10 protein-coding genes are annotated in these 16,045 nt (G+C 73.3%); 2 read left to right on the top strand and 8 right to left on the bottom strand.

Translation table 11 applies throughout. From position 1 onward, the window contains the following. Positions 1-464: 464 nt before the first annotated feature. From IF27_RS22945 to IF27_RS22935, 3 genes are all read right to left on the bottom strand, one after another. A complete protein-coding gene (locus tag IF27_RS22945) occupies positions 465-815 on the bottom strand; it encodes a WhiB family transcriptional regulator (protein WP_052851612.1) in 351 nt (116 codons plus the stop codon). Between the two features lie 122 nt (positions 816-937). Continuing rightward, complete coding sequence (locus IF27_RS22940) at positions 938-1,252, bottom strand: hypothetical protein (protein WP_052851611.1); 315 nt, start codon at positions 1,250-1,252, stop codon at positions 938-940. 143 nt (positions 1,253-1,395) lie between these two features. Beyond that, positions 1,396-3,657, bottom strand: coding sequence for an ATP-dependent DNA helicase UvrD2 (locus IF27_RS22935; RefSeq protein ID WP_223291170.1), 2,262 nt, complete (start codon positions 3,655-3,657; stop codon positions 1,396-1,398). 204 nt (positions 3,658-3,861) lie between these two features. On the opposite strand from IF27_RS22935, the gene IF27_RS22930 reads away from it, so the two are divergent. Then, on the top strand, positions 3,862-4,119 hold the full coding sequence (locus IF27_RS22930; protein WP_052851643.1) for a mycoredoxin: 258 nt from the start codon (positions 3,862-3,864) through the stop codon (positions 4,117-4,119). A gap of 30 nt (positions 4,120-4,149) precedes the next feature. On the opposite strand, the gene nudC is transcribed toward IF27_RS22930, so the two are convergent. From nudC to IF27_RS22905, 5 genes are all read right to left on the bottom strand, one after another. Then, positions 4,150-5,100, bottom strand: a complete 951-nt coding sequence (gene nudC / locus IF27_RS22925; RefSeq protein ID WP_052851610.1) for an NAD(+) diphosphatase — start codon at positions 5,098-5,100, stop codon at positions 4,150-4,152. A 10-nt stretch (positions 5,101-5,110) separates the two neighbouring features. Next, positions 5,111-8,437, bottom strand: a complete 3,327-nt coding sequence (locus tag IF27_RS22920) for an ATP-dependent helicase (protein WP_052851609.1) — start codon at positions 8,435-8,437, stop codon at positions 5,111-5,113. A gap of 10 nt (positions 8,438-8,447) precedes the next feature. Then, on the bottom strand, positions 8,448-9,137 hold the full coding sequence (locus tag IF27_RS22915; RefSeq protein ID WP_223291169.1) for a sensor domain-containing protein: 690 nt from the start codon (positions 9,135-9,137) through the stop codon (positions 8,448-8,450). Positions 9,138-9,250: 113 nt separating this feature from the next. Then, entirely contained in the window at positions 9,251-12,550 is a 3,300-nt protein-coding gene (locus IF27_RS22910) for an ATP-dependent helicase (RefSeq protein ID WP_052851608.1), read from the bottom strand. Positions 12,551-12,783: 233 nt separating this feature from the next. Beyond that, complete coding sequence (locus IF27_RS22905) at positions 12,784-13,134, bottom strand: MGMT family protein (RefSeq protein ID WP_110946175.1); 351 nt, start codon at positions 13,132-13,134, stop codon at positions 12,784-12,786. A gap of 164 nt (positions 13,135-13,298) precedes the next feature. Between IF27_RS22905 and IF27_RS22900 the strand changes: the two genes are divergently transcribed. Then, complete coding sequence (locus IF27_RS22900; protein ID WP_420822045.1) at positions 13,299-15,995, top strand: lysylphosphatidylglycerol synthase transmembrane domain-containing protein; 2,697 nt, start codon at positions 13,299-13,301, stop codon at positions 15,993-15,995. The last annotated feature ends 50 nt before the right edge of the window (positions 15,996-16,045 follow it).

Genomic DNA, 16,045 nt, shown 5'->3' with positions numbered 1-16,045 from the left:
GACCACCGAGATCTACACACTGCATATCGTCGGCAGCGTCAGATGTGTATAAGAGACAGGGACCGAGTTGTCTCGGTCCCGGCCACCCCGTGGGGCCCGGTCATGGGGCCTGGTTTCCGCAGGTGGTCCGGGTCAGTACATGACGGTCCGGGCCAGGGCCCGGCGGGCGCGGTGTGAGGCGCGCTCGGCCCGGCGCCGGAGACGTGCGGACCGGCGTTCGAGCCGGCGCGCCACCGCGAAGCGGTGGGCGGTGCGTTGGGACTCCGCTTCCCTGATCTGCTCGCTCATATGAGAGCGGGCCATGGCTTCTTGGATGAGTTGCAACTTGCTTGTCCTGTTCGGTTCTTCTTCTGTGAGCGGGTGAGCCGCGCGGGGCGCGGTACCCGGCTCGGTGGTCATGAGGGTCATGGGGAGGTCTCTCCGTGGGCCATGAGGTGCAGGCCGTCCGATGGTGCCCAGCGTGTTCATGCGACGACCGGGTTCTTCCGGGGACGGCCACGCGGGCGCTTGCGGGGTACGACGACTCCCTGGACGAACAGCTCGCCGCCCCAGACGCCCCAGGGCTCGCGGCGCTCCTTGGCTCCGGCGAGACATGCCTCGCGCAGCGGACAGGTCCCGCAGAGGGACTTGGCGTACTCGACGTCCTCGGGGGTCTCGGCGAAGAAGACCTCGGGGTCGTAGGCGCGGCAGGGCACGGCCTGGTCGAGGCGCTCGATGGCTTCGTCGAGCTCGTTCAGCGTGTACAGCGGGGTCACAGCGTTCTCCGGAGTGGGTGGCGACGTCAGGTCGGGGCGCGGGTACGGCGCGAGTGGCACGGTTATTCCTCGTGTCGTGTCGGTCCCGGCTGGTGGCCGGGCTCTGTCGGCGGAAAACAGAAGGGCCGCGGATCCCGGTGTGGGTTCCGCGGCCCTGGAAGGTGCCGACCTGATCTCGCCGATCAGGCTGGATCACTCCAGGGATCAAGCCCGCGGAGGGCCCACATCGTGTGAAGCTGCGTGTTCTGCTGTCCGAAGATCTGGTGTCCGGCGCCGGTGGTGGTGTCATAGGCGTCAAAAGTGCTGCCTGCTGTCACCGTTGCTTCCACGGGCGCCTGGATCGGTCGCTCGCTGACGGACCCGCGGAACGCGGCGACCGACAGCTGTGCGCACGCGGCGGCGGACAGGGAGGTGCCCGCGTCACGGACTACGCCACCGGACACGACGGTGGTGGCGAGCGGCCGACCGGCCAGTTTGGTGATCAGCTGGTTAATCAAGGGACTCGCCTCCTTCGGCGTCTCGGTGGGCTCGTGCGGAGCCCGATGCGTGCACTTCAGTAGAGCATGGTCCAGAGGTGAGGGGAACCCTCCCCCCTGTGCCACGAGAGGCACGGTATGCGGATTTCTCCAGCGGGCGCAAACTATTTTTCGGTGACGTCCGAAGTCACTTCTTCAACCATGTCCTCGGGGGGCTCCTCGGCCTCCGGGGCGGGCGCGTCCGCGGCCTCCCGCGCCCCCGGAGCCGCCTCCCCGGCGCACAGGGCGAGCACGTCCGCGCCGAACTGCCGGAGCTTGTGCGGGCCGACGCCGGAGATGCGGGCCAGTTCACGCTCGGTGCCCGGGAGGTTCTCCGCGATGGCCATCAGGGTGACGTCGGTGAACACGGCGTAGGGGGGCCTGCCCAGTTCCTTCGCCTGGTCGAGGCGCCAGGCGCGGAGCCGCTCGAACAGTTCCTCGTCCATCGTGGACGGGCACTCGGCGCAGCGGCGCAGTTTGATCTCGGGTGCCTCGGTCAGCGTCCGGTCGCACACGCGGCACTTGACGGGGCCGCGGGGCTTGCGCCCCCGTGCGCCTGTGCCCCGCTCCACGCTCCCACCGGCGCTTCCGCGGCCTCCGGCGGGGGCGCCGGGGCGCAGGCCGTCCAGGAAGCGGCTGGGGCGGCGTCCGGCCCGGCCGCCGGGTGAACGGGCGAGTGCCCAGGACATCGCCAGGTGTCGGCGGGCGCGGGTGACGCCGACGTAGAGGAGGCGGCGTTCCTCCTCGATCTGTTCCGGGGTCTTGGCGTGGGTGATGGGGAGCATGCCGTCGGTCAGGCCGACGAGGAAGACGGCGTCCCACTCCAGGCCCTTGGCGGCGTGCAGGGAGGCGAGGGTGACGCCTTCGACGGTCGGCGCGTGCTGGGCGGCGGCGCGTTCGTCGAGCTCGGTCATGAGGTCGGCGAGACCGGCTCCTGGCTTGGCGCGGCCGACGTCCTCGGCGAGCCGGACGAGGGAGCGCAGTGATTCCCAGCGGTCGCGGACGGCGCCGGATCCGGCGGGGGGCTCGGGGGTCCAGCCGAGGGTGGCGAGGACGGCGCCCACCTGTGCGGCGAGGCCGTCGGCGCCCTGGAGGGCGGGGTCGTTGTCCCCGGCGCGGGCGGCGCCGCGCAGTGCGGTTCCGGCCTGGCGGATCTCGGGCCGTTCGAAGAAGCGTTCCGCGCCGCGGAGCTGGTAGGGGACGCCCGCGTCGGCGAGTGCCTGTTCGTAGACCTCGGACTGGGAGTTGGCGCGGAAGAGGATGGCGATCTCGCTGGCGGGGACACCGGCGCCGCCTTCGGTCGCCGGGAGGGTGAGGTCGCGGACGCGGCGGGCGACGGCCTCGGCCTCGGCGGGTTCGTCGGTGTGTTCGGCGAAGACGGGTTCCGGGCCGGTGGGGCGCTGGGAGACGAGTTCGAGGCGGTGTTCGGCGGCGGCGCCGGTGGCCTGGGCGAGGAGGCCGTTGGCGAGGTGGACGACCTGGGGGGTGGAGCGGTAGTCGCGGACGAGTTTGACGAGGGTGGCGCCGGGGTGGCGGGTCCTGAAGTGGAGCAGGTACTCGGGGGTGGCTCCGGCGAACGAGTAGATGGTCTGGCTCGCGTCGCCGACGACGCAGACGCTGTCGCGGTCGCCGAGCCACATCTGGAGGAGGCGTTGCTGGAGGGGGCTGACGTCCTGGTACTCGTCCACGACGAAGTGCTGGTACTGGCGGCGGACGGTCTCGGCGATGTCGGGGCGGTCGTTGAGGATGCCGACGGTGAGGAGCAGGACGTCCTCGAAGTCGATGACGCCGCGTTCGCTCTTGAGGCGTTCGTAGGCGGCGTAGACCTGGCTGGTCTGGGCGGGGTCGCGGGGGACCTCGCGGCCGGTCTTGAGGACGGCGGCGGGGTAGTCGTCGGGCGTGGTCTGGGTGACCTTGGCCCAGTCGATCTCGCGGGTGAGGTCGCTCAGCTCCAGGCGTTCGAGGCGGAGGCGGGAGCGGCTGGCGGCCTCGGCGACGAGGGAGATCTTGCGGTCGAGGAGCCGGGGCAGTTCGCCGCCGACGGCCTTGGGCCAGAAGTACTGGAGCTGGCGGAGGGCGGCGGAGTGGAAGGTTCTGGCCTGGACGCCGCCGACGCCGAGCTGGCGCAGGCGTCCGCGCATCTCTCCGGCGGCGCGGACGGTGAAGGTGACGGCGAGCACCGTCGTGGGCTGGAGGACACCGGAGCGGACGCCGTAGGCGATGCGGTGGGTGAGGGCGCGTGTCTTGCCCGTGCCCGCGCCTGCGAGGACGCACACCGGTCCGTGCAGGGTGGTGGCGACGGCGCGCTGCTCGGGGTCGAGTCCTTCGAGCACGGCGTCGGCGGAGTCCGGTGTGGCTGTGGGGGGGGTGTCCGGTGTGGTGCTCACGGGGCCATGCTGCCAGGTTCGGGCGGTGGGGCGGGCGGGTTGTCCACAGGCCCGAGGAATTAGTCACACCGGGGTGCGTGTTCTCCTGGTCGGGAGCCCGCCGCGCATGGGTGGGGTGTTCCCTGGACAGCGGTGGAGCAGGACCCGTCGGCCGGGCGGAAGGGCCGTGTGGGGCGACGGGACGACATGAAGGAGTACGGGACGATGCCTGGCACTGTGACGATGTACAGCACCACGTGGTGCGGCTACTGCCGCCGCCTGAAGAGTCAGCTGGAGCGCGAGGGCATCGCGTACGAGGAGATCGACATCGAGCAGGAGCCGTCGGCGGTGGCGCTCGTGGAGAAGGCGAACAACGGGAACCGTACGGTGCCGACGGTGGTGGTGTCGCCTGAGTCGGGGGGCGATGAGGTGACGATGACGAATCCGTCCCTGCTCCAGGTCAAGCAGGCGCTGACCGCCTGACCCGGGCGGTCCCGGCGTCCGGGTCGGGCGTCACCAGGGTGACGCGGACGCGATGGGCTTGCCGTACCACATCTCGACCAGGCGGGCCGCGATGGAGACACCCGCGGGGGGCAGGACCTCCCCGGCCTCCATGGCGGCCCGCAGGTCGTCCCGGGAGAACCAGCGGGCCTCCTCGATCTCCTCGCCGTCGGCCTGGACGTCGGTGCCGGTGGCGTGGGCGAGGAAGCCCAGCATGAGGCTGGACGGGAAGGGCCAGGGCTGGCTGGCGACGTACTGGACCTCGCCGATGGGGATGCCCGCCTCTTCGCGCACCTCGCGCACGACGGCCTGTTCGATGGATTCGCCTGGTTCGACGAAGCCGGCGAGGGTGGAGAAGCGTCCTTCGGGCCAGTGCATCTGGCGGCCGAGGAGGGCGCGGTCGTCCTCGTCCACGACGAGCATGATCACGGCGGGGTCGGTGCGGGGGTAGTGCTCGGCGCCGCAGGCGGGGCAGCGGCGGATGTGTCCTGCGGCGGCGATGACGGTGCGTTCGCCGCAGCGGGAGCAGAAGCGGTGGAGGCGCTGCCAGTTCTCGAGGGCGACGGCGTGGACGAGCAGCTCGCTGTCGCGTTCCGACAGGAGGGCGGCGGCTTCGCGGAGCCCGGCGGGGCGGGCGGCGGCGTCCATGCGGCCGGGGAGGGAGTCCTTCTGGAGGGCGAAGTACTTGACGCCGTCGGCGTCGGTGCCGAGGAAGTAGCGGTGTGCTTCGGTGAGGGGCGCGTCGAAGGACGGCATGGTGACCAGTTCGGTGCCGCCGTCAGGTGTGTCCACGATGAGTGCCTGGCCGCCCGACACCACGAAGACGCGTGTGGTGGGGTGGCTCCAGGCCGCGGCGAGCCATGCCTCGTCGAGGCGGTGACCGGCATCGCGGTCGATCCCGCCGGTGCCGGTGAGGGCGATCGGGCGGACGTCGTTGTCCGGGGACGCCGGGGTTGTACTCATGATGAAAAGCCTAACCGGGGTCGTTGGGCTCCCAGGAGTCCTCCCCCAGCAGGAGGCGTTCCAGACCGCGTCTTCCGGGCAGGACGGTGGGGCGTACGACCTCGCCGCTGCGGATGTAGAGAAATGCGGCGGTGACGGCCGAAAGGGGCAGTTCGCGGCGCTCGGCCCAGGCGAGCCGGTAGATGGCGAGCTGGAGGGGGTCGGCGTCCTGGCGGCGTGAGGTCTTCCAGTCGATGATCTCGAAGGTGCCGTTCTGGCCGCGGTAGACGGCGTCGATCCGGCCGCGGATGACGCGTCCGGCGAGCTGGAGCTGGAAGGGGGCCTCGATGCGGTAGGGCCTGCGGTGGGCGTACGGGGTGCGGGCGAAGGCTTCCTTGAGGGCTGTCAGCTCGCGTTCGTCCCTGATCTCCATGTCTTCGCGGTCGCCGCCCGGCAGCTCGTCGGGGTCGAGCATGGGGAGTTCGAGGGCTTCGAAGCGTGATTCGACCCAGGCGTGGAAGCGGGTGCCGCGGCGGGCGGCGGGCTGGGGTGGGCGGGGCATGGGGCGGGCGAGGTCGCGGGCGAAGCCGTCGGGGTCGGAGGCGAGGCGCTGGACCTGGGAGGCGGAGAGGGACACGGGCAGGGGGACGTCGCGGGAGGCGGCGCGTGTCTGGCGGAGTTCGCGGGAGAGGGCGGAGAGGTCGCGGTCCCAGGAGGCGACGGTCCGTAGTTCCTCGGGGGTCAGTTCGTCGGTGTCGTCGTGGTGGCGGGTGGGGTCGTCCTGGCGGGGTGGGGGGACGGTGCCGTCGCGCAGCCGGGCGAGGACGGCGTCGGCCGCGGCGCGGCGGCGGGTGAGGGCGCCCGCGTCGAGGGGCAGGGGCCAGGGCTGGTCCTGGTCGCGGTCGGCGAGGGCGGGGTTCTCCTCGTCGTCGGCGGGGGGCTGTGCCCATGCCTCGACCTCGCCGTGGGAGGGGTGGGCCTCGCAGTGGGCGCGGAGGGCTTCGAGGAAGGCGGAGGGGCCGCGGGGGCGTTTCTGGCTGGGGCCCCACCAGTGGCCGGAGCCGAGGAGCAGGGTGCGGGGGCGGGTGAACGTGACGTAGCCGAGGCGCAGCTCTTCGAGGGAGAGGTGCTCGGCGACGGCGGCGAGGTACTCCTTGTGGGCGGTGGAGGTCCATGCGGGGGTGGCGGGGAGGGTGTCGGCGTCGCCGCGGAGGGGGTGCGGGAGGGCTCGGGGCTGTTTGAGCCAGGAGTCGCGTGTGGGTTTGGCGGGGAAGGTCTCGGCGCTCAGGCCGGGGACGACGACGACGTCCCATTCGAGGCCCTTGGCCTTGTGGGCGGTGAGGACCTTCACGGTGTCGTCGCCGCCGGGGAGGGAGCCGTCGAGTCCTTTGTCGTACTGGGCGGCGGCGCGGAGGAAGGCGAGGAAGGCGGGGAGGGTGGCTTCGCTGTCCACGGCGGTGCCCGCGCGTCCGGCGGCGAATCCGGCGGCGACGTCGAGGAAGGCGCTGAGGGTTTCGCGGCGGCGGGCGGCGAGGGCCTGGGGGGAGGCGGCGAGCTCGACTTCGAGGCCGGTGACGGACAGGACGCGGTGCAGGACGTCCATGAGGGGGTCGCCGAGGGAGCGGCGGAGTTCGCGGATCTCGGCGGCGAGGTGGGCGAAGCGGACGCGTGCCTCGGCGGAGAAGGGGAGGGTGACGGCTTCCTCGCCGCCTTCGCGGGGGGTGTCGCCGGGGGGGCCGCTGTCGATGAAGGTGTCGAGGGCGTCGGCGAGTGAGGTGATCTCGGAGGGGTCGGTCCCTTCGACGGCGGCGGCGAGGCGTTCGGGGGTGAGGGCGTCGTCGGTGCGGCGGACGAGGAGGCGGGCGAGTCTGCCGAGGAGCGCGAGGTCGCGGGGGCCGATGCGCCAGCGGGGGCCGGTGAGGAGGCGGACGAGGGCGGCGTTGGCGGTGGGGTCGGCGAGGACCTGGCAGACGGCGACGAGGTCGGAGACCTCGGGGAGGTGGAGCAGTCCTGAGAGGCCGACGACCTCGACGGGGACGCTGCGGGCGACGAGTTCGCGTTGGATGGCGCCGAAGTCGCCCGCGGTGCGGCACAGGACGGCGATCTCGCCGGGGGTGGTGCCGGTGCGGACGAGGTGGGCGATGGAGTCGGCGGCCCAGGTGAGTTCTTCGGCGTGGGTGCGCAGGAGGGCGCAGCGGACGAGGCCGTCGTGTTCGGCGCCGGGGGCGGGGCGGAGGGGGGCGACGGCGGGGTGGCGGGCGCGTAGGGGTGCGGCGAGGTGGTTGGCGAGGGTGAGGAGGCGTCCGCCGCTGCGGCGGTTCTCGCTGAGGCTGTGGCGGGTGGCGGGGGTGCCGTCGCGGTGGGGGAAGTGGTCGGGGAAGTCGTCGAGGTTGGCGACGGAGGCGCCGCGCCAGCCGTAGATGGCCTGGCAGGGGTCGCCGACTGCGGTGACGGGGTGTCCGGTGCCGTCGCCGAAGAGTCCGGCGAGGAGGACGCGTTGGGCGACGGAGGTGTCCTGGTACTCGTCGAGGAGGACGACGCCGAACTGGTCGCGCAGGGCCTGGCCGACGTCGGGGACGTCGCGGGCGAGGCGGGCGGCGAGGGCGATCTGGTCGCCGAAGTCGAGGAGGTCGCGGGCGCGTTTGCGGGTGCGGTACTCCTCGACGAGGTCGAGGAGGCGGGTGCGGCCGACGGCGGTCTCGGGGATGCGGCGGAGGTCGGCGTTGGTGAGTTCGGCGTGGGCGAGTTCGGCGGTGAGGGCGGTGTCGAAGGCGCGGAGGCGGGGGGGTTCGACGAGGTGTTCGGACAGTTCGGCGTCGAGGGCGACGAGGTCGGTGACGAGGGTGGTGAAGCTGCCGGGGGGTGGTTCGTAGGTGGCGGGGGCGGCGCGGAGGACTTCGGCGGCGAGTTGGAAGCGGCCCGCGTCGGCGAGGAGGCGGGAGGCGGGTTCGACGCCGAGGCGGAGGCCGTGTTCGGCGAGGAGGCGTCCGGCGAAGGCGTGGTAGGTGGAGATCTGGGGTTCGCCCGCGGTCTCGGTGTCGGGCGGGGGGGTGCCGGGTGGGGTGTCGGCGGGGGTGCCGATCCCGGCGAGGGTGAGGGCGGCGCGGACGCGTTCGGCGAGTTCGGCCGCGGCCTTGTTGGTGAAGGTCAGGCCGAGGACGCGTTCTGGGGCGACCTGTCCTGTGCCGGTGAGCCAGACGACGCGGGCTGCCATGACGGTCGTCTTGCCCGAGCCGGCGCCGGCGACGATCGCCTGGGGCGCCGGCGGCGCGGTGACGCACGCCAGCTGCTCTCGGGTGAACGGGATGCCGAGCAGCTCGCTGAGCTGCGCGGGGCGTTCGAGGGGGGCGCCTGGCACATCGGGGAGCCTATCGCCGGTCGCTGACAGCGGTGTCGGTGCCGCTGCCGAGGAGGCCGTGGGCGAGGGCGGTGTGGAGTGCGGTGAGGCCGCGTACGAGGGGGACGGCGGTGGCGAGGAGGAGGGCGCCGATGGCGGTGTTGAACGCGATGTCGGCGGCCTGGGACGAGATGCCGAACATGAGGTCGAGGAGTCCTTCCTCGCCTTCGTCGCGGGGCAGGGACCAGGACCAGGTGCCGTAGAGGAGTGCGCCGAGCCCGCCGAGTGTCCAGGTGAGGGCGAGGGAGAAGGAGACGACGCGCAGGGGGAAGGAGACGAGGGCGTGGGCGAGGGCGCGCCAGCGGGGTGCGTCGCGCAGGGCGTGAAGCCAGCCGGTGACGCCGGTGCCGTGGCGCTCGCGGGGGTGGGGTTCGGGGAAGGGGCGGCCGGTGACGTGGGCGACGCGGCGGCGTTCGAGGCGGGCGAAGGTGTGGGCGACGGCCAGGGCGGCGAGCAGGACGGGCATGCCGACGACGAGGACGAAGCCGACGGTGCCGAGGGCCAGTGCCGTCAGGACGACGGTGAACGCCGCGATGCCGAGGGGCAGTCCTGTGAGGAGGTATCCCAGCTCGCGGCCGAAGCGCCCGGCGCGTCTGCGTTGCCGTGGTGTGTCCTGCTCATCCTGTATGCGGTACGTCGTGGTGCTGCCGGTGGCCGTCACTGCGGTCTCCCTCGTCTGTGCGGTGCGCCCAGACTCTCGCACGGGGGTGGCCGCCCCCAGCCGTCCAGGTGGTCATCCGGAGGTGGTGCCAGCAACACCCTGCGGGCGCGCGGTCAGTCCACGACCTGTCGTCCTTCTGGTCGTGCGCCGCACGCGCCGTGGAAGGAGCACGTCCCGCAGTGCTGTCCGGTGCGGGGCGAGAACCGTTCGTCCAGTACCCGGCCCGCGGCCTCCGCCAGGAGTTCCCCGACCCAGGCGCCGTCCTGCCCGTGCTCCCCTGTGCCGTCCAGGGACTTCTGGCGCTGCACGACGGGCAGAGCGTCGCCGCCGTCCTTCTTCGCGGCGCCCTGGCGCAGGTGGACGAGCTCGGCTCCTGCGGGCGTGGTGCCTTCCTCGCCGTGTCTGATGGCGAGTTGGTAGACGGCGAGCTGGGGGTGGTGCTCGACCTCTTCGCGGGTCGGTTTCCTGCGGCCCGTCTTGAAGTCCACGATGTAGGCGCGCCCCTCCGCGTCGTGCTCGACGCGGTCCATGACGCCGCGGATGCGTACCTCGTGGCGCCCGGCGCTCAGCGTGACGTCGAACTCCTGCTCGCTGGCGGTGGCCTCGCGGCCGTCGCGCTGTTGCAGGACGTGCCAGCGCAGGAAGCGTTCCAGTGCGGCCCGTGCCTCCGCCTGTTCCTTGCGTGACTGCCACGGTGCCTCGAACGCCAGGGCGTCCCAGACGGTCTCCAGGCGTTCCATGAGGACGGACAGGTCGGCGGGTGTGGTGCCGGACGCCACTTCGTCCGCCAGGACGTGCAGGACGTTCCCGAATCCCTGGGCGGCCGTCGCGGGGGCGTCGGCGTGCACCTCGCGGCCCAGGAACCATTGGAGGGAGCAGGTGTTGACCAGTTGGTCGAGGGCGCTGCCCGACAGGGCCACGGGGCGTTCGGGGTCGCGTACGGGCGTGGGGGAATGCGAGGTCTCCCGCAGGCCCCACCAGCGTTGCGGGTGCGCGGCGGGTACGAGGGGGTGGCCGTCGTCGTCGCGCAGCGCGGCGAGTTCGGCCAGCCGGTCGGCGGCGGCGCGGCGGAGGGCGGGGGACGCGTCGGGGTCCACGGTGGTGGCGCGGAGTTCGGCGATCAGGGCGGCGAGGGCGAGCGGGCGGCGGGGGCGCTGTCCGGCGTCCACCGGTTCCGTGCCGAGTTCGCGCAGGAAGCGTGAGGGCTGGTCGCCGTCGTCGGCGCCTCGTACGGCGGTGACGACGAGCCGGTCGCGGGCGCGGGTCGCGGCGACGTAGAACAGGCGGCGTTCCTCGGCGAGGAGCGCGCCGGGGGTGAGCGGGTCGGCGAGGCCGTGCCGTCCGATGCGGTCGGCCTCCAGGAGCGAGCCGCGGCGGCGCAGGTCGGGCCACAGGCCCTCCTGGACTCCGGCGACGACGACGAGGGACCATTCGAGGCCCTTGGCGCGGTGGGCGGTCATGAGCCGCACGGCGTCGGGGCGTACGGCGCGTCCGGCGAGGGTGTCGGCGGCGATGTCGTGGGACTCCAGCTCGTCGAGGAAGATGCGGGCGCCGCGTCCGCCGACGCGTTCCTCGGCGCGCGCGGCGACCTCGAACAGGGCGCAGATCGCGTCGAGGTCGCGGTCGGCGTTGCGTCCGGCGGCGCCGCCGCGCCGTGCGGCGCGTTCGAGGCGGGCGGGCCAGCCGGTGCCGTCCCACAGCTGCCACAGGGCTTCCTCGGCGCTGCCGCCGCCCGCGAGGAGTTCGCGGGTCTTGCGCAGCAGGAGCCCGAGGCGCTGGGCCGCGCCCGCGTAGGCCGGGTCGTGGGCGACGAGGCGTTCCGGTTCGGTGAGGGCGCGGGCGAGGAGTTCGCCGGAGGGGCGGGGTACGGCGGTCCCGGCGGCGCGTTCCTCGTTGCGCAGGGCGCGGCCGAGGCGGCGGAGGTCGGCGGCGTCCATGCCGCCGAGGGGGGAGGTGAGGAGGGCGTGGGCGGTCTCGGCGTCGAGCGGGGGCCCGTGGGGCGGTTCGTGGCCGGTCTCGTGGTCGGGTTCGGTGACGGCGACGGCGCGCAGGGCGGTGAGCAGCGGGGCGACGGCGGGTTCCTGGCGCAGGGGGAGGTCGTCGCCGTCCACGTCGAGGGGTACGCCCGCGGCGGTGAGGGCGCGCCGTACGCCGGGGAGGGAGCGTGCGCCCGCGCGGACGAGGACGGCCATCTCGCGCCACGGGACGCCGTCCTCCAGGTGGGCGCGGCGCAGGAGGTCGGCGATGTGTTCGAGTTCGGCGCCGGGTGTGGGGCAGGTGAGGACGTCGGCGCGGCCTCCTTCGCGGACGGGGTGCAGCGCGCGGTGGCGGCGGACGGCGTCGGCGGGGAGGCGGGGCAGTGGCATGCGCTGCGTGAGGAGGCGGGTGGCGGCGAGCAGTGCGGCGCCGGAGCGGCGGGCTGTGGTGAGGACGGCGACGGGGGCGGGGCGGCCGTCGCGGGTGCGGAAGGTGTCGGGGAAGCCGAGGATGCCGTTGACGTCGGCGCCGCGGAAGGCGTAGATGGACTGGTCGGGGTCGCCGAAGGCGGTGAGGTCGCGGCCGTCGCCCGCGAGGGCTTCGAGGAGGGCGGCCTGGGCCGGGTCGGTGTCCTGGTACTCGTCCACGAACACGGCGTCGTAGCGGGCCCGTACGCCCGCGAGGACGGTCGGGTCGTCGGCGAGGCGGACGGCGCCGCGTACGAGTTCCGTGTAGTCGAGGACGCCCTGTGCCTGGGTCACGTCGAGGTATTCGGCGAGGAAGTGGGCGGCGGCCTCCCAGTCGGCGCGGCCGGTGCGGCGGGCGAACGCGGCGAGGGTGCCGGGGTCGAGGCCGAGTTCGCGTGAGCGGGCGAGGACGGCGCGCAGTTCGTCGGCGAAGCCGCGTGTGGTGAGACAGGCGCGGAGGTCGTCGGGCCATGACCAGTCCGTGGCCATGTGGCCGGACTCGCGGTGTCCGGCGAGCAGTTCGCGCAGGTAGAGGTCCTGTTCCGGTCCTGACATGAGGCGCAGGGGTTCGGCGAACAGCTCGCGGTCCTGGTGGGCGCGGACGAAGGCGTAGGCGAAGGAGTGGAACGTGGTGGCCTGGGGTGCCCGCCCGCCGAGCCGTGCCGTCATGCGGTCGCGCAGTTCGGCGGCGGCCTTGCGGCTGAAGGTGAGGACGAGGACGCGCTCGGGGTCGGTGCCGCGCCCCACGCGTTCCGCGACGGCCTCGACGAGGGTGGTCGTCTTGCCGGTGCCTGGACCGGCGAGGACGAGCAGCGGGCCGCCGGATCGGGCGGCGTGCTCAACCACGGCGCGCTGGCTTGCGTCCCCAGCGAGGGCACGCGCGTCAGCGGCCGGAGGGCGGACGAGTCGGTACGCTCCCGGGGCGGACGGCGGGCGGTCGGTCAACGGGACGGAGAGGCTCACGTGCATCGCGCAATCTGGGAGACCGGCGCGCCTTGTGGCGGCACGGCCGGACGGACGGCGGGCGGTTCGGGCGGTTCCGGCGGAATGACGACCGTACGCCTCCCGGTGCGGCGCGCGCACGGCGCCGCCGGTGTCCCCCGGTCGGACCGGCCAGCCGATGGGTGGGGGCGCCGTACGGGATGCTGGTACGTGTGAGGCTCGTTCCCGACGGCACCGGACACCGCGCCCTGCGGCGTGTCTCAGGGCGCCGCGCCGTCGGCGCGGGCCTGGCGCATGTCCACGCGCGGGTAGGTGCCGGGGTCGGTGGCGTCGCGCAGGGGGGTGCCCTCGGCGCGGTAGTTCTCCAGGGCGCGCCGTTCGTGGCCGGGGAGGAGTCGGCCGTCGGCGCGGACCACGCGCCACCACGGGACGGCGCCGCCGTACTGGGCCATGACATGCCCGACCTGGCGTGGGCCACCGCGTCCGACGGCCGCCGCGACGTCGCCGTAGGTGAGAACCCGTCCTGGCGGGATGTGTTCGACGACCGACAGGACCTGGTCGGCGTACTCGCCGATCTGATGGGGCGCGGTGGGCTCGGCCATGCCGCCCATCGTGCCGTATGTCACGGGGCGGCCCGTGCCGGGCGTCTCGCGTGCCACTATCGTCCCAGCACGGGGGGGATCACGGTGACGTACGCACGTGGGAGCTGGCGGGTGGCCCCGGGACGAGGAGAGGCGCGGGGGCACGGCCGGTGATACGGGGCGAGGAAGAGCGTGTGCGGCGTTCGGGTGACCGGGGCGAGGAACCGGTGCTGGGCGCGACGAGGGTCGGTGACCTGCCGGACGTGCCGGACGTGCCGGACGGCACGGGTGTCGAGGGCCCGGGGGGTGCGCCGGGGCCGGTGGACGGCGACGAGCCGATCCTCGCGGCGCGGGTGCACCGGCCGGCGGACCTGCTGCGCGTGCTGCTCGGCCTGCTCGGTATCGGCGTGGTGCTGGCGCTGGCGACCTGGGCCATCGGCACGACCGAGGGCATCGAGCACGACGTGGACGCAGGCGCGGAGCAGGCGCCTTCGCTGCTGATCAGTTTCGTCGGGTTCGTGTCGAGCGTGGCCGTGCTGGTGGTGCCGGTGGCGTTCGCCATCGAGCGGCTGGTGAAGCGGGACGGGCTGCGCATCGCGGACGGTGTGCTGGCGGCCGTGCTGGCGCACGGGGTGTCGCTGACGTTCAGTCTGTGGGTGGCGCGCATGTCGCCCGACTCGGTGCAGAACGCGCTGACGCGCGAGGCGCCGGGCGGCGGGCTGACCGATCCCGTGCACGACTACCTGGCGCCGGTCATCGCGTACGCGACGGCGGTCGGGATGACGCACCGGCCGCGGTGGCGGCTGGCGATGTGGTCGGTGCTGCTGCTGGACGGGGTGGCCGTGCTGGTCGCCGGGTACACGACGCCGTTCTCCATCGTCGTCACGCTGCTGATCGGCTGGACCATCGCCTACGCGACGCTGTACACGGTGGGTTCGCCGAACGTGCGGCCCACGGGGCAGCAGTTGCTGGCCGGGCTGCGTCACGTCGGGTTCCGCCCGGTGAGCGCGCTGCGGGCCGAGGACCCGGACGAGGCGGAGCGGCGCGCCAAGCGTGACCGCAGCGACTACAGCGAGCCGTCGCGCCGCTATCTGGTGACGCTGGAGGACGGCCCGCCGCTGGACGTGACGGTCGTGGACCGCGCCCAGCAGGCGCAGGGGTTCTTCTACCGCCTGTGGCGGCGGCTGGCGTTGCGCGGCATCACGCAGCGGCGCAGTCTGCCGTCGCTGCGTCAGGCCCTCGAACAGGAGGCGCTGCTGTCGTACGCCGCCATCGCCGCGGGGGCGAACGCGCCGAAGCTCATCGCCACCTCGGAGCTGGGCCCTGACGCGGTGATGCTGGTCTACGAGCACATCGGCGGGCGTGACCTCGACTCGCTGCCGGACGACGAGATCACGGACGCGTTGATGGAGGCGGCCTGGCAGCAGGTGACGGCGCTCCAGTCGCGGCGTATCGCGCACCGGCGCCTCGACGGGGGCTCGCTGCTGGTCGGGCACCAGGGCACCGTCTTCCTGACGGATCTGCGCGGCGGCGAGATCGCCGCCGGGGATTTGCTGCTGCGCATGGACGTGGCGCAGCTGTTGACGACGTTCGGGCTGCGCGTGGGCGCGGAGCGGACGGTGGCGGCGGCCGTGGCCGTGCTCGGCCCGGACACGGTGGCGGACAGCCTGCCGCTGCTCCAGCCCATCGCGCTGAGCCGCAGTACGCGCGGGACGCTGCGGCAGCTGGCGCGGGAGCGCTCGGGCCGGGAGCGGCAGGCCGTGCTGGAGGCGACGCGGGCCTACCGCGAGGCGCGCGGCAGCCTGCCGGAGAACGCCGACCGGAAGACCGTGCGGGCCGCCAGGCAGGCCGAGAAGCAGGTCATGGAGGAGGCGCTCGACACGGCGCGCGAGCAGGACCTGCTGTCGCTGATCCGTCAGCAGGTGCTGCTGATCAGGCCGCAGGCGCCGATAGAGCCCGCCAGGGTCGAGCGCATCAAGCCGCGCACGCTCGTCACGATCATCGCCGCCGTGTTCGCGGCGTACTTCCTGTCCATCCAGATCATCACGCCGGAGTTCCAGCGGGTCTGGGAGGACGCGAACTGGGGCTGGGTCATCGTCGCGGCGCTGTTCTCGGCGCTCACCTACTTTGCGGCAGCGATGAGTCTGCTGGGGTTCGTGCCGGAGAAGGTGCCGTACGGGCGGACGGTGATCACGCAGGTCGCCGGGTCGTTCGTGAAGCTGGTGGCACCGGCCGCGGTGGGTGGCGTCGCGCTCAACACCCGCTATCTCCAGCGGCAGGGCCTGCGGCCGGGGCACGCGGTGGCGAGCGTCGGGGCGTCGCAGCTGTTCGGGCTCGGCAGCCATGTGGCGCTGCTGGCGATCTTCGGGTACATCACGGGCGAGGAGCACACGCCGTCGCTGTCGCCGTCGAGGACCGTGATCGCGGGGCTGTTGACGGTGGCGGTGGCGGTGCTGATCATCACGGCCGTGCCGCGGCTGCGGAAGTCGTTGTCGGAGCGGGTCCGTACGCTGTTCGCGGGTGTCGTGCCGCGGATGCTGGACGTCGTGCAGCGGCCGAAGAAGCTGCTGCTCGGCATCGGCGGGATGCTGCTGATGACGCTGGCGTTCGTGATGTGCCTGGACGCGTCGCTGCGCGCGTTCGGGTGGGAGCTGAGCTATCCGACGATCGCGGTCGTCTTCCTGGCGGGGAACGCGCTGGGCTCCGCGGCGCCGACGCCGGGCGGTGTCGGGGCGGTCGAGTTCGCGCTGAGCGCGGGTCTCGCCGGGTTCGGGGTGCCGGACCACGCGGCGCTGGGCGCGGTGCTGCTGTTCCGGCTGATGACCTTCTGGCTGCCGGTGCTGCCCGGCTGGCTGGCGTTCACGCAACTGACCAGGAAGGGCGCCATCTAGACGCGGCCTGACGCGGCGTCGCCTCACAGGCCGCGGATGCGAGCCGTGAG

Origin of the sequence: Streptomyces avicenniae, assembly GCF_000719135.1 — a bacterium.
Taxonomy (GTDB): Bacteria; Actinomycetota; Actinomycetes; order Streptomycetales; family Streptomycetaceae; genus Streptomyces; species Streptomyces avicenniae.
Note: the sequence above shows the minus strand (reverse complement) of the source record. Positions and strands in the feature narration are given on the sequence as shown.